The 12,038-nt window shown below is 70.7% G+C and carries 9 protein-coding genes; 7 read left to right on the top strand and 2 right to left on the bottom strand.

All coding sequences use genetic code 11. The features are described from left to right. The first annotated feature begins 130 nt into the window (after positions 1-130). Entirely contained in the window at positions 131-1,708 is a 1,578-nt protein-coding gene (locus tag ACVMLK_RS09815) for an aldehyde dehydrogenase (NADP(+)) (RefSeq protein WP_457486292.1), read from the top strand. A gap of 69 nt (positions 1,709-1,777) precedes the next feature. Beyond that, a complete protein-coding gene (locus ACVMLK_RS09810) occupies positions 1,778-1,978 on the top strand; it encodes a hypothetical protein (RefSeq protein ID WP_422921678.1) in 201 nt (66 codons plus the stop codon). 55 nt (positions 1,979-2,033) lie between these two features. Here the strand turns inward: ACVMLK_RS09810 and ACVMLK_RS09805 are convergent, their stop codons facing one another. Then, positions 2,034-2,495: a nuclear transport factor 2 family protein gene (locus tag ACVMLK_RS09805; protein ID WP_198366033.1), complete on the bottom strand. Its 462-nt coding sequence runs from the start codon at positions 2,493-2,495 to the stop codon at positions 2,034-2,036. A gap of 97 nt (positions 2,496-2,592) precedes the next feature. Then, the gene (locus ACVMLK_RS09800; RefSeq protein ID WP_457486291.1) at positions 2,593-5,544 is read right to left on the bottom strand and encodes a glycosyl hydrolase; all 2,952 of its coding nucleotides are present in this window, start codon (positions 5,542-5,544) and stop codon (positions 2,593-2,595) included. A gap of 160 nt (positions 5,545-5,704) precedes the next feature. Between ACVMLK_RS09800 and ACVMLK_RS09795 the strand changes: the two genes are divergently transcribed. From ACVMLK_RS09795 to ACVMLK_RS09775, 5 genes are all read left to right on the top strand, one after another. Continuing rightward, positions 5,705-6,106: an MAPEG family protein gene (locus tag ACVMLK_RS09795; RefSeq protein WP_198366031.1), complete on the top strand. Its 402-nt coding sequence runs from the start codon at positions 5,705-5,707 to the stop codon at positions 6,104-6,106. A 185-nt stretch (positions 6,107-6,291) separates the two neighbouring features. Then, the gene (locus ACVMLK_RS09790) at positions 6,292-6,528 is read left to right on the top strand and encodes a hypothetical protein (RefSeq protein ID WP_198366030.1); all 237 of its coding nucleotides are present in this window, start codon (positions 6,292-6,294) and stop codon (positions 6,526-6,528) included. A gap of 228 nt (positions 6,529-6,756) precedes the next feature. Continuing rightward, positions 6,757-8,034 carry a glucose-1-phosphate adenylyltransferase gene (gene glgC / locus ACVMLK_RS09785; RefSeq protein WP_198366029.1) on the top strand — a complete coding sequence of 426 codons (1,278 nt, stop codon included), beginning with the start codon at positions 6,757-6,759 and terminating at the stop codon, positions 8,032-8,034. Further along, positions 8,034-9,482 carry a glycogen synthase GlgA gene (glgA, locus tag ACVMLK_RS09780; protein WP_457486290.1) on the top strand — a complete coding sequence of 483 codons (1,449 nt, stop codon included), beginning with the start codon at positions 8,034-8,036 and terminating at the stop codon, positions 9,480-9,482. The genes glgC and glgA overlap by 1 nt, the downstream gene beginning before the upstream one ends. An 83-nt stretch (positions 9,483-9,565) precedes the next feature. Further along, on the top strand, positions 9,566-12,025 hold the full coding sequence (locus ACVMLK_RS09775; protein WP_198366027.1) for a glycogen/starch/alpha-glucan phosphorylase: 2,460 nt from the start codon (positions 9,566-9,568) through the stop codon (positions 12,023-12,025). The last annotated feature ends 13 nt before the right edge of the window (positions 12,026-12,038 follow it).

The raw sequence follows: 12,038 nt of genomic DNA, 5'->3' as shown, positions 1-12,038 counted from the left end.
ATCACCCTGGGGCTGGACCTGACCGGCCATGCCCCCGGGGGGGCGGCGGCGGACCGCACTTGATTTCCCGGCCATTCTCGCCCATGCGTATGGTCATCGTACAACACGGCGGCCCAAGGGGGAGATGTCCATGCCCATCACCGGCGAGATGCTGATCGGCGCCACGGCCCTGCGCGGCACCGACAGGCCCGTGCGCGCCGTCGAGGCGGCCACCGGCCAGCCCATGGAGCCCGCCTTCGGCGGCGGCACGGCGGCGGATGTGGAGCGCGCCTGCGCCCTGGCCTGGGCCGCCTTCGACAGCTACCGCGAGACCGCCCCCGAGGCGCGCGCCGCCTTCCTGGAGGCGGCCGCCCAGGCCATCCTCGACATCGGCGACGAGCTGATCGTCCGCGCCATGGCCGAGAGCGGCCTGCCGCGTGCCCGGCTGGAGGGCGAGCGCGGCCGCACGGTCGGCCAGCTCCGCCTCTTCGCCGCCGAGATCCGCGATGGCGGCTGGCAGCAGGCGCGCATCGACCCCGCCCTGCCCGACCGCAAGCCGCTGCCCCGCCCGGACCTGCGGCTGCGGATGATCCCGCTCGGCCCGGTCGCCGTCTTCGGGGCCTCCAACTTCCCGCTGGCCTTCTCGGTCGCCGGCGGCGACACCGCCTCGGCGCTGGCCGCCGGCTGCCCGGTGGTGGTGAAGGCGCATTCGGCGCATCCCGGCACCTCGGAGCTGGTCGGCCGCGCCATCCAGGCGGCGGTGCGGGCCTGTGGCCTGCCGGAAGGCGTCTTCTCCCTGCTCTTCGGCTCGGGCGCCGTGGTCGGGCAGGGCCTGGTCGCCGATCCGCGCATCAAGGCGGTGGGCTTCACCGGCTCGCGCGCCGGCGGCACGGCGCTGATGCAGACCGCCGCCGCCCGGCCCGAGCCGATCCCCGTCTATGCCGAGATGAGCAGCATCAACCCGGTCTACCTGCTGCCGGAGGCGCTGAAGACGCGGGCCGAGGCCATCGGCCGCGACTTCATCGGCTCGCTCACCATGGGCGCCGGGCAGTTCTGCACCAATCCCGGCCTGATCCTGGGCCTGGACGGGCCCGACCTCGACCGCTTCACCGCCGCCGCGGCCGGGGCGCTTTCCGGCGCCGCGGCGCAGACCATGCTGACGCCGGGCATCCTGAAGGCCTATCGCGAGGGCGTCGGGCATCTGGCAGGCAACAACCGCGTCCGGAAGCTGGCCGAGGGCCAGGCCGGCGACGAGATGCAGGGCCAGGCGGCGCTGTTCGAGACCACGGCGGAGCACTTCATCGCCGATCCGGCGCTGTCGGAGGAGGTGTTCGGCTCCGCCTCGCTGGTCATCCGCTGCACCGACATGGCGCAGGTGCTGGCCCTGACGGAACGGCTGGAAGGCCAGCTCACCGCCACGCTGCAGATGGACGAGGGAGATCTGGAGACGGCACGGTCACTGCTGCCGGTGCTGGAGCGCCGGGTCGGCCGCATCCTGGTGAACGGCTACCCGACCGGGGTCGAGGTCAGCCATGCCATGGTGCATGGCGGGCCCTACCCCTCCACCTCGGACGGGCGCTCGACCTCGGTCGGCACCCTGGCCATCCAGCGCTTCCTGCGCCCGGTCTGCTACCAGAACCTGCCGGCGGCGCTGCTGCCGCCGTCGCTGCGGGAGGGCAATCCGCTCGGCCTCTGGCGGCGGGTGGATGGCACGCTGACGCAGGGCTGAGCACGGCCGGGGCGGCTGTGCTAGACCCCCGGCCGGGCGGCATGACGCCGCCCGCCCTGGGGAGGCGGCATGGCGGCACGGCTCTGGTTCATCGGCAGTCTGCTCGTGGCGCTCGGCCTGGCGGCCCGGCTGCTGGGGTGGGACGTGCTGCTCTGGATCCCGCAGACGGTGATGGATGTCATCCGCGAGGACCCGGCGACCTCGGGCGTGATCACGCTCGGCATCGTGCTGATGGTGATCGCCCGGCTGATCGGCCAGAGGCGGGGCTGAGGCGGGAGGGGGCGGGACCCGTCCCCTCCCCCCGTAGACTCAGAGGCGGGCGGCCTCAGAGGCGGAAGGCCTGGCGCGCCAGCAGCCGCCAGTCGTTCCCGTCCTTCTGCCAGACCTGCATCACGCCGATCCGCACCGGCGTCGTCTGGCCGGCCGGCGAGACGGTCTCGCCCACCATCAGGTGCCGCACGATGGCGTTCGGACCGGCGAGGTCGATGGTCTGCTCGCTCAGCTCGATCCGGGTGAAGGCGCTCGCCTTGGATTCGAGATAGGCGATGAACTGCTCCTTGTTCTCGATGCGGCCGGCGGAATGGCCGTAGCTCAGCTTCTCGGCCGTCAGGGCGGCAAGCCGGGCGCGGTCCACCTTGAGCATGGCCTCGGTCAGCGCATCGACGGCGCGGGCCACCACGGCCTCGCCACCCCGGGCCTCCTGCGCCGCCGCCGCGCGCGGCGCGGCGATCCCCACCGACAGACAGAGCGCGGCGGCCAGCGCCACGCCCCTGCGAGACATCATCATCGGACCCTCCCTGGATTCGTTCTTGTTCCGCGACGTTATGCCGCGCCGGTGGGAAGGTCCAGGGAAGGAGCAAGGGAGGCGGCGGCGCCTCCCTGCCTCACGCGAAGACGTAGTCGCCGTGGCCCAGCGTCACGCCGCCGAGCAGGGTGACGTGGCTGGTCCAGCCGCCGGCATCCTGGATGGTGAGGAGCTGCCCGGCCTGGCTGACCGTCGCCTCCGCGCCGAAGCCCTTCAGCTGCAGCTGGTCCACGCCCGCCTGGAAGTCGGTGATGACATCATGGCCCATGCCCTTGTTGACGATGAAGGTGTCGCGGCCGGCCCCGCCGGTCAGCACGTCATTGCCGCCGCGCCCGTCCAGCACGTTGTTGCCGGCATTGCCGATGATGCGATTGTCGAGCGCGTTGCCGGTGCCCTTCGACCAGGAGGTGCCGGTGAAGATCAGGTTCTCGACATGGTCCGGCAGGGTGTAGGCGTCGATCCAGGTGGTGACCGTGTCGGTGCCCTGGCCGGCCAGTTCCACCACCTTGTCCGTGGCGCTGTAGACGACATAGGTGTCGTCGCCCGCCCCGCCCCGCATGGTGTCGCCCCCGCCCAGCGACTTGTAGCCGTCGGCGCCCGCGGTGCCGGTCCAGCTCTCGGCCCTGGCCGTGCCGTAGAACCACTTCGCCGGCTCCGCGCTGAGCGGCAGCGAGGCGGTTCCGGCCGCCGGGGCGGAGGAGCCGGTGGAGGGGGCCGGTGCGGGCGCGGGTGCGGGCGCGGGGGCCTCGGCGGCGGCGCTCGCGCTGAAGCCGAAATCCGCCGCCTTCAGCGCCTCCAGCTGCACGCCGCGCAGCGTCAGCCCGTCGCCCTGGCCGAAGTCGAAGACGGCGTCGTTGCCCACCTGGCGGCCCGTCGCCTTCACCGCCCCCAGGTCGGAGAAGCCGAAGCCCTGGAGCGAGATCCTGTCGCCGCTGGCGAAGTCCGTGACGATGTCATGCCCCTCGCCCCGGGCCAGGATGAAGGTGTCGTTGCCGCCGCCGCCGGTCAGCAGGTCGTTGCCGCCCTTGCCGTTCAGCACGTTCGGGCTGTCATTGCCGGTCAGCCGGTTGGCCAGGCCATTGCCGGTCGCCTGGGTCCAGGAGGTTCCGGTGGCGACGAAGTTCTCGACATGCTCGGGCAGGGTGTATTCGGAGAGCCAGGTGGTGACGGTGTCGATGCCCTGGCCGGCCAGTTCCACCACCTTGTCCGTGGCGGTGTAGACGACATAGGTGTCATCCCCCTTGCCGCCCTTCAGCGTGTCCCCGCCGCCGGCCGAGACGAGCTGGTCGTGGCCGTCCGTGCCGATCAGGGTCTCCGCTTTCGCGCTGCCCCAGACGGTGCGGGTATAGGCGGCGCTGGCGGCCGAGGTCGTGGTGGCGGAGGGCAGCGGCGACGGCGGGTTGAGCGAAGGCTCGGGCGCCGGGGCCGGTGACGGCGCGGTGACGGTGCTGTTGACCAGGGCGATGTCGTCGGCCGCCAGGCTGGAGAGGGCGACGCCCTTCAGCGTCACGCTCTGGCCGCCGCCGAGATCGATCACCGTGTCGCCGCCCGACTGCCGCGCCGCCGCCTTGACCGCGGCGAAGTCCGCGAAGGCGAAGCCGTCCAGCCGCAGCACGTCGCCCAGTCCGTTGCCCGCCCGGAAGTCGGTGATGGTGTCGTTGCCCTCGCCCCGGGCGATGACGAAGGTGTCGTTGCCGCCGCCGCCGGTCAGCAGATCGTTGCCGCCCTTGCCGTTCAGCACGTTCGGGCTGTCGTTGCCGATCAGCCGGTTGGCCAGGGCATTGCCGGTGCCGCTGCTCCAGCCGGTGCCGGTCAGCGTCAGGTTCTCGACATGGTCCGGCAGCACATAGCCGCTGATCCAGGTCGAGACCGTGTCCACGCCGCCGCCGGCCAGTTCCACGACCTGATCGGTCAGGGCGCCGATGTAATAGGTGTCGTCCCCCCGGCCGCCCTTCAGCGTGTCGCCGCCGCCATGGGAGTGGAGCGCGTCATGGCCGTCGTCGCCGGTCAGCGTGTCCTTGCCGCCGGTGCCGTGAAGGCTGCGCGTGGCGGCGGCGCTGGCGGCGGTCGTGATGGTGCTGTCGCCGCTGGCGGCGGGGAGCGTGGGCGCAGGCGCCGGGGCCGGAGCCGGGGCGGGCGCGGGCGTGGGCGTGGGCGTGGGCGTGGGCGGGGTGACGACGGCCGGCCCCTCCGTGCCCGGGCCGGAGAAGGCGTCCTTGTAGGCGGCGCCGGACTTCGGCTCCGTGCCGTCCGACAGGCGGCCGGGATAGGCGGCGTCGGAATCCCAGTAGGCCTGCAGCACCACGTCGTGGCTCTCGAACCACTCCTGCACCAGCTTGATGTAGGGCGCGGCGGTGTCGGTCTTGATGCCCCATTCCGAATAGGCGGTGGGCTTGCCATGCGCGTCGGCGAAGGCCTCGAGCCACTTCAGCCCGTACTTCCAGTCGCGGATGGTCTCGAAGGCCTTGACCGGATCGCTGCCGACATATTCGGGCTTCCAGTAGAAATCCATGCCGATGATGTCGACATAGTCGTCGCCCGGATAGGCATTGGCCGGGTTCATCCCGCCCGAGGCGGCGTCGACGTTCCATTCGAAGACGAAGCGATCGGAGACCGAGCGGAAGGTGGTGACCATCTGGCGGAAGGCGCCGATGAAGTCCTGCTCCTTGCCGATGGCGTTCCAGTGGAACCAGTCGCCGTTGAATTCCCAGCCGGTGCGGATATGGATCTTGTCGGTGCCCGGCGTGCCGTTCAGGAGGGTTTCCGCGACCGACTTGTAGTGCTGGTTGTAGCTGCCCCGGGCGGCGGAGGAGAGGTTGGCGTCCCGCGTGATCAGGGGCACCGACCAGAAGATGTCGCGGTCGGTGTTCTTCCAGAGGTCGTTGACCATCCACCTGGCGCTGCTGACGAAGTCGTTCCAGTTGGCGAAGCCGACGACGCCGTGGACACTGTCGACCTCGCGCCCCAGCCACTTCTCGAAGGTCGAGACCTGACCCGCATTGTTGCCGACATAAACGCCAAGTGCAGTCATCTTGCCCGCCTTCTGGAAGGAGTGCGGCCAGGGCCGCCCCTGGGCCCAGAATCGCGGCAAGAGGTCAAGAAGCCGTTAAGGACGCTAGAATTTATTAGATTTGATGCAACCATTGCGGGCATGGCGGCAATGCGCCCTGCCCTGAACAGGATATTCCCCGATGAGCCCTGAACTGCGTTGGCTGGCCTGGAGCCTTCTGCTCGGCCTGTTGCACCTGGTCCTGGCCGCCGCCGCGGCGCGCGGACAGTCCGGCCTGGCCTGGGCGCTCGGCCCCCGGGACACGCCGCAGCCGCCGCTGACCGGCATGGCCGGCCGCCTGCAACGGGCCCAGGCCAATTTCATGGAGACCTTCCCCTTCTTCCTGGGTGCCGTCCTGCTCGTCCAGCTGAGCGGTCGGGGCGGATCGGCGAGCGCGCTGGGCGCGGCGATCTATGTCTGGGCGCGGCTGGCCTATCTGCCGCTCTACGCCGCAGGCATTCCCTATCTGCGGACGCTGGCCTGGGGCGTCTCGGTGGCCGGGCTGCTGATGGTGCTGGGCTCCGCGCTGCCCTGGGCCGGATGAGGTCCCGGCGGCAACCGGGGATACGGGTTGCCGCTGCGGTCCCTCGCAGGAGAGGCGTGACGGCCATCCGAATTTCGTGCGGCGAGACGCAATCGGGGCATGAGCCGCGTCTCAATCATAATAATGGACGAGATTTTTACACAATCGTACAAAGCGCCTGCTACCCCCCATAAGGCAATCAAACGATGGATCTCCGGGATTCTCTCCACGAGGTGCAGCTTCGTGTTCAGGTCGCGCAGGCTCTGCTGGTCGATGCGCTCGACGAGCGCCCCGGCCCCGACCGCCGCACCATCCTGGAGGCATTGATGGAGGTGGACGCCGCCGAGCGCATCCTCGCCTTCAGCGTCGAGCCCGCCAATGACACGGCCGAGGCGGAGGAGGTCGAGGCGCCCGGCCTGCGTCTGGTGCAATCCGCCGACTGAGCCTTCCGCCCCTCCCCCCCGCACGGCGCGGCCCTGCCGCTCCGCTGCGACGACGCGGCTCATTTTTGCGCCACGCACCATGGCGCGGCCGTGCAAAGCATGTCTCAATGCCCTCCCGTCCCACGCCGGCGCCCGCCGGTGCGGGACGGGCAAGATCGCTTCCCGTGGCCGGCAACCGCCGCCGGGCAGGCGCTTTGGCAGGACATGTTTCAGGGGAGTTCGCCATCCATGCCCTCCAGGCCGACGATCGAGGGGCCTATCGCCCGCACCGCCATGGCCTTCGTGCTGGCCGGTGGGCGGGGCAGCCGGCTGATGGAGCTGACCGAGCGGCGCGTGAAGCCGGCGGTCTTCTTCGCCGCCAAGTCGCGCATCATCGACTTCGCGCTGTCCAACGCGCTGAACTCCGGCATCCGCCGTATCGGCGTGGCGACCCAGTACAAGGCGCACAGCCTGATCCGGCACCTGCAGCGCGGCTGGAACTTCCTGCGCCCCGAGCGCAACGAGACCTTCGACATCCTGCCGGCCAGCCAGCGCGTCTCCGAGACCGGCTGGTACACCGGCACGGCGGACGCGGTGTACCAGAACCTCGACATCATCGAGAGCTACGCGCCCCGCCACATCGTCGTCCTGGCGGGCGACCATGTCTACAAGATGGATTACGAACGCATGCTGCAGCAGCATGTGGACAGCGGCGCGGATGTCACCGTCGGCTGCATCGAGGTGCCGCGCCTGGAGGCCACCGGCTTCGGCGTGATGCATGTCGAGCCGAACGGGCGCATCATCTCCTTCCTGGAGAAGCCCAAGGACCCGCCCGGCATGCCGGACCGGCCGCATATGGCCCTGGCCAGCATGGGCATCTACGTCTTCGAGACGCGCTTCCTGGCCGAGCAGCTGCGGCGCGACGCGGCCGACCCGCAGTCGAGCCACGACTTCGGCCATGACCTCGTCCCCTACATCGTCCGCCACGGCCGCGCCTACGCGCACCGCTTCGCCGAATCCTGCGTCCATTCCGGCCAGGAGGCCGAGGCCTACTGGCGTGACGTCGGAACCGTGGATGCCTACTGGCAGGCCAATATCGACCTGACCGAGGTGGTCCCGGCGCTCGACCTCTACGACCGCGAATGGCCGATCTGGTCCTATGCCGAGCTGACCCCGCCGGCCAAGTTCGTGCACGATGTGGAGGGCCGTCGCGGCATGGCCACCGCCTCCCTGGTGTCGGGCGGCTGCATCGTCTCGGGCGGCTCGGTGCGCCGCTCGGTGCTCTGCCCCTCGGTGCGGGTGAATTCCTACGCCGCGGTGGAAGGCTGCGTGCTGTTGCCGGGCGTGGATATCGGCCGCGGCGCGCGGCTGCGCAACACCATCGTGGACAGCGGCATCCAGATCCCCCCCGGCATGGTGGTGGGGGAGGATCCGGAGCTGGACGCGCGGCGCTTCCGCCGCACCAACAAGGGCATCTGCCTGATCACGCAGCCCATGCTGGACATGCTGGACGACAAAGCGCGCTGATGAGCCTCCGCCTTCTCTCCGTCGCCTCCGAGGTCTATCCGCTGGTCAAGACCGGGGGGCTTGCCGATGTCGCCGGCGCGCTGCCCGCCGCGCTGGAGGCCGAGGGCGTCGTCACCCGCACCCTGCTGCCGGGCTATCCCCGCGTGCTGCGCGCGCTGGAGCGGGCCGAGACGGCGCATGATCTCGGCGACAGCCTCTTCGGCCATCCCGCCCGCCTGCTGGCGGCGCGCGCCGCCGGGCTCGACCTCTTCATCCTCGACGCGCCCTCCCTCTATGCCCGCGAGGGCAACCCCTATTCCGGCCCGGACGGGCAGGACTGGCCGGACAACGCCTTCCGCTTCGCCGCCCTGGCCCAGGCGGCGGCACGAATCGGCCGCGGCCTGCTGCCGGGCTTCCTGCCCGATGTCGTGCACGCGCATGACTGGCAGGCCGGCCTGGCCCCCGCCTATCTGCACTATGGCGGAGAGGGGCGGCCCGGCACCGTGATGACGGTGCACAACCTGGCCTTCCAGGGGCAGTTCCCCGGTGCGTTGCTGACCGCTCTCGGCCTGCCGCCGCATGCCTGGTCGGTCGAGGGGGTGGAGTATTACGGCGCGCTGGGCTTCCTCAAGGCCGGGCTGCGGCTGGCCGACCGGGTCACCACCGTCTCGCCGAGCTATGCCGCCGAGATCCGCACGCCGGAAGGCGGCATGGGCATGGACGGCCTGCTGCGCAGCCGCGGGCGGACCCTCAGCGGCATCCTGAACGGCATCGACACCGGGGTCTGGGACCCGGCCACCGATCCGCACCTCGCCGCCTCCTACGACGCGAGCCGGCTCGAGGGCCGCGAGGCCAACCGCGCCGCGCTGCGCGCCGAGATGGGGCTGGCGCCGGACCCCGCCGCGCCGCTGCTGGCCGTGATCAGCCGGCTGTCCTGGCAGAAGGGCATGGACCTGGTGCTGGAGGCGGTTCCGGCCCTGCTCCGCCACGGCATGCAGCTCGCCGTGCTGGGCACCGGCGATCCCGGCCTGGAGGCCGGTTTCCGCGCCGCCGCCGAGGCGCATCCCGGCCGGATCGGCGCCCGGCTCGGCTATGATGAGGGGCTGGCCCATCGCATCCAGGCGGGCTGCGACGCCCTGCTGGTGCCGTCCCGCTTCGAGCCCTGCGGCCTGACCCAGCTCTGCGCCCTGCGCTACGGTGCCCTGCCGGTGGTGGCCCGGGTCGGCGGGCTGGCCGATACGGTGATCGACGCCAACGAGATGGCGCTGGCCGCCGGGGTCGGGACCGGGCTGCAGTTCGCCCCGCCCTCCGCCCCCGCGCTGGAGGCGGCGCTGGACCGGCTGGCGGCGCTCTGGGCCGACCACGCGGCCTGGCGCGGCGCGCAGCGCGCCGGGATGGCCGGCGACGTGAGCTGGCGCCGCCCCGCGGCGCGCTATGCATCGCTCTACCGTGAGTTGCAGTCCCGCTAGTCTCCCGGCCGGATGCGCGAAGGCGCTGGACAGCGGCCCTTCCTCTGCTGGCATGATGGGGTTCAGCCCTGGGAATACCCTGCATGAGTGACAGCCCCGTGCATTCCACCCTCGTGACCAGCGCCGACGACGCGGCGAGCCTCCGCCGGGACATCATGGCCCAGTTGATCTACCATGTCGGCGCCAACCCGGACCGGGCCAGCGCGCGCGACTGGTTCCTGGCCGTGACGCTCGCCACCCGGCACCGGATCGTGGACCGCTGGCGCGCCTCCAACGCCGAGACGGTGGCGCAGGGGCACAAGCAGGTCTGCTACATGTCGCTCGAGTTCCTGATCGGGCGGCTGCTCTCGGACGCGCTGGGCAATCTCGGCATGACCGAGCCGGTGCACGAGGCCCTCTCGGGCCTCGGCGTCGAGCTGGACGAGGTGACGGCGCAGGAGGCCGACGCGGCGCTCGGCAATGGCGGCCTGGGCCGCCTCGCCGCCTGCTTCATGGAGAGCATGGCCAGCCTCAGCATCCCCGCCTATGGTTACGGCATCCGTTACGAGCACGGGCTGTTCCGCCAGGTCATCCAGGACGGCCGCCAGCGCGAGCTGCCCGAGGACTGGCTCTCGCTGGGCAATCCCTGGGAGTTCGAGCGGTCCAACATCATCTACGACATCGGCTTCGGCGGCCATGTGGCGGCGGAAGCCGGCGTGGACGGGCGGCAGCGGCTGGTCTGGTATCCGGGCGAGACGGTGCGCGCCATCGCCTATGACACGCCGATCGTGGGCTGGCGCGGCAAGTGGATCAACACGCTGCGGCTCTGGTCGGCCCGCGCCACGGACCCGATCCACCTGGAGGAGTTCAACCGGGGCGACCATGTCGGCGCCATGGCCAACCGGGTGCGGGCGGAGGCGATCTCCCGCGTGCTCTATCCGAGCGACGAGACGGCGGCGGGCCAGGAGCTGCGGCTGCGGCAGGAGTACTTCTTCGCCTCCGCCTCGCTGCAGGACCTGCTGCGCCGGCACCTGCGCCTGCATGGCGACATCCACAGCCTGGCCGGAAAGGCGGCCGTGCAGCTCAACGACACGCATCCGGCGATCGCCGTCTCCGAGCTGATGCGGCTGCTGGTCGATCTGCATGGCCTGGCCTGGGACAAGGCGTGGGACATCACCCGCGCCACCTTCTCCTACACCAACCACACCCTGCTGCCGGAGGCGCTGGAGACCTGGCCGGTGGCGCTGATGGAACGCGTCCTGCCGCGCAACATGCAGATCATCTACATGATCAACGCCAAGCACCTGGAGGCGGCGCGCGACCAGGGTGCGCAGGATGGGCTGCTCGCCGCCGTCTCGCTGATCGACGAGCATCACGGCCGGCGCGTGCGCATGGGTCATCTCGCCTTCATCGGCTCGCACCGCGTCAACGGCGTCTCCGCCCTGCACACCGACCTGATGCGCAAGACCGTCTTCGCCGAACTGAACCAGGTCTGCCCTGGGCGCATCGTCAACAAGACCAACGGCATCACCTTCCGCCGCTGGCTGATGCGCTCCAACCCGCCGCTCACCGCCCTGCTGACCGAGACGCTGGGCGAGGCGGTGCTGGACGAACCGGAGCGGCTGGAGGGTCTCGACGCCTTCGCCGAGGACAGCGCCTTCCAGCAGCGCTTCGCCCGGCAACGGCACCAGGCGAAGCAGGCGCTCGCCCGGCAGATCGTCGCGCGCACCGGCATCGTCGTCGATCCCGACGCGCTCTTCGACGTGCAGATCAAGCGGATCCACGAATACAAGCGGCAGCTGCTGAACATCCTGCAGACCGTCGCGCTCTACAACGCGATGCGCGCGCAGCCGCAGCGCGACTGGGTGCCGCGGGTGAAGATCTTCGCCGGCAAGGCGGCGCCGAGCTACCACACCGCCAAGCTGATCATCCGGCTGATCAACGATGTCGGCCGCGTCATCAACAGCGATCCCACGGTGCGCGGCCTGCTCAAGGTGGTGTTCCTGCCCAACTACAATGTCAGCCTGGCGCAGGGCATCATCCCCGCGGCCGACCTCTCGGAGCAGATCTCGACCGCCGGCATGGAGGCCTCGGGCACCGGCAACATGAAGCTGGCGCTGAATGGGGCGCTGACCATCGGCACGCTGGACGGCGCCAATGTCGAGATCCTGGAACGCGTCGGCGCCGAGAACATCTTCATCTTCGGCCTCACCGCCGCGCAGGCCACGGCGCGCCGGCGGGACGGCTTCGACGCCCGCGCGCAGATCCGGGAATCGCCCGATCTCGAGGAGGTGCTGGACGCGGTGGCGGCCGGCGTCTTCTCGCCGGAGGAGCCGGAGCGCTATTCCGGCCTGATCCAGAGCCTGATGAACGCCGACCACTTCCTGGTCAGCGCGGATTTCGATGCCTATCACGCCGCGCAGCGCGCGGTCGACCTGCGCTGGAGCCAGCCGCGGCACTGGTGGCGCAGCAGCATCCTGAACACGGCGCGGGTGGCCTGGTTCTCCTCCGACCGCACCATCCGCGAATACGCGGAGGACATCTGGAACGTGCCCTCCCGCTGATTGGTTCCGGCAG

This window comes from Teichococcus aerofrigidensis (genome assembly GCF_054073225.1).
The sequence above is the reverse complement of the archived record's forward strand: the minus strand, read 5'-3'. Positions and strand labels throughout refer to the sequence as shown.

Bases quoted from the DNA above. Each gene is read 5' to 3' on its own strand.
- ACVMLK_RS09800 (WP_457486291.1), bottom strand. From the start codon at position 5,544: ATGACTGCACTTGGCGTTTATGTCGGCAACAATGCGGGTCAGGTCTCG.
- ACVMLK_RS09775 (WP_198366027.1), top strand. From the start codon at position 9,566: ATGAGTGACAGCCCCGTGCATTCCACCCTCGTGACCAGCGCCGACGAC.
- ACVMLK_RS09805 (WP_198366033.1), bottom strand. From the start codon at position 2,495: ATGATGATGTCTCGCAGGGGCGTGGCGCTGGCCGCCGCGCTCTGTCTG.
- glgA (WP_457486290.1), top strand. From the start codon at position 8,034: ATGAGCCTCCGCCTTCTCTCCGTCGCCTCCGAGGTCTATCCGCTGGTC.
- ACVMLK_RS09815 (WP_457486292.1), top strand. From the start codon at position 131: ATGCCCATCACCGGCGAGATGCTGATCGGCGCCACGGCCCTGCGCGGC.
- glgC (WP_198366029.1), top strand. From the start codon at position 6,757: ATGCCCTCCAGGCCGACGATCGAGGGGCCTATCGCCCGCACCGCCATG.
- ACVMLK_RS09795 (WP_198366031.1), top strand. From the start codon at position 5,705: ATGAGCCCTGAACTGCGTTGGCTGGCCTGGAGCCTTCTGCTCGGCCTG.
- ACVMLK_RS09790 (WP_198366030.1), top strand. From the start codon at position 6,292: ATGGATCTCCGGGATTCTCTCCACGAGGTGCAGCTTCGTGTTCAGGTC.
- ACVMLK_RS09810 (WP_422921678.1), top strand. From the start codon at position 1,778: ATGGCGGCACGGCTCTGGTTCATCGGCAGTCTGCTCGTGGCGCTCGGC.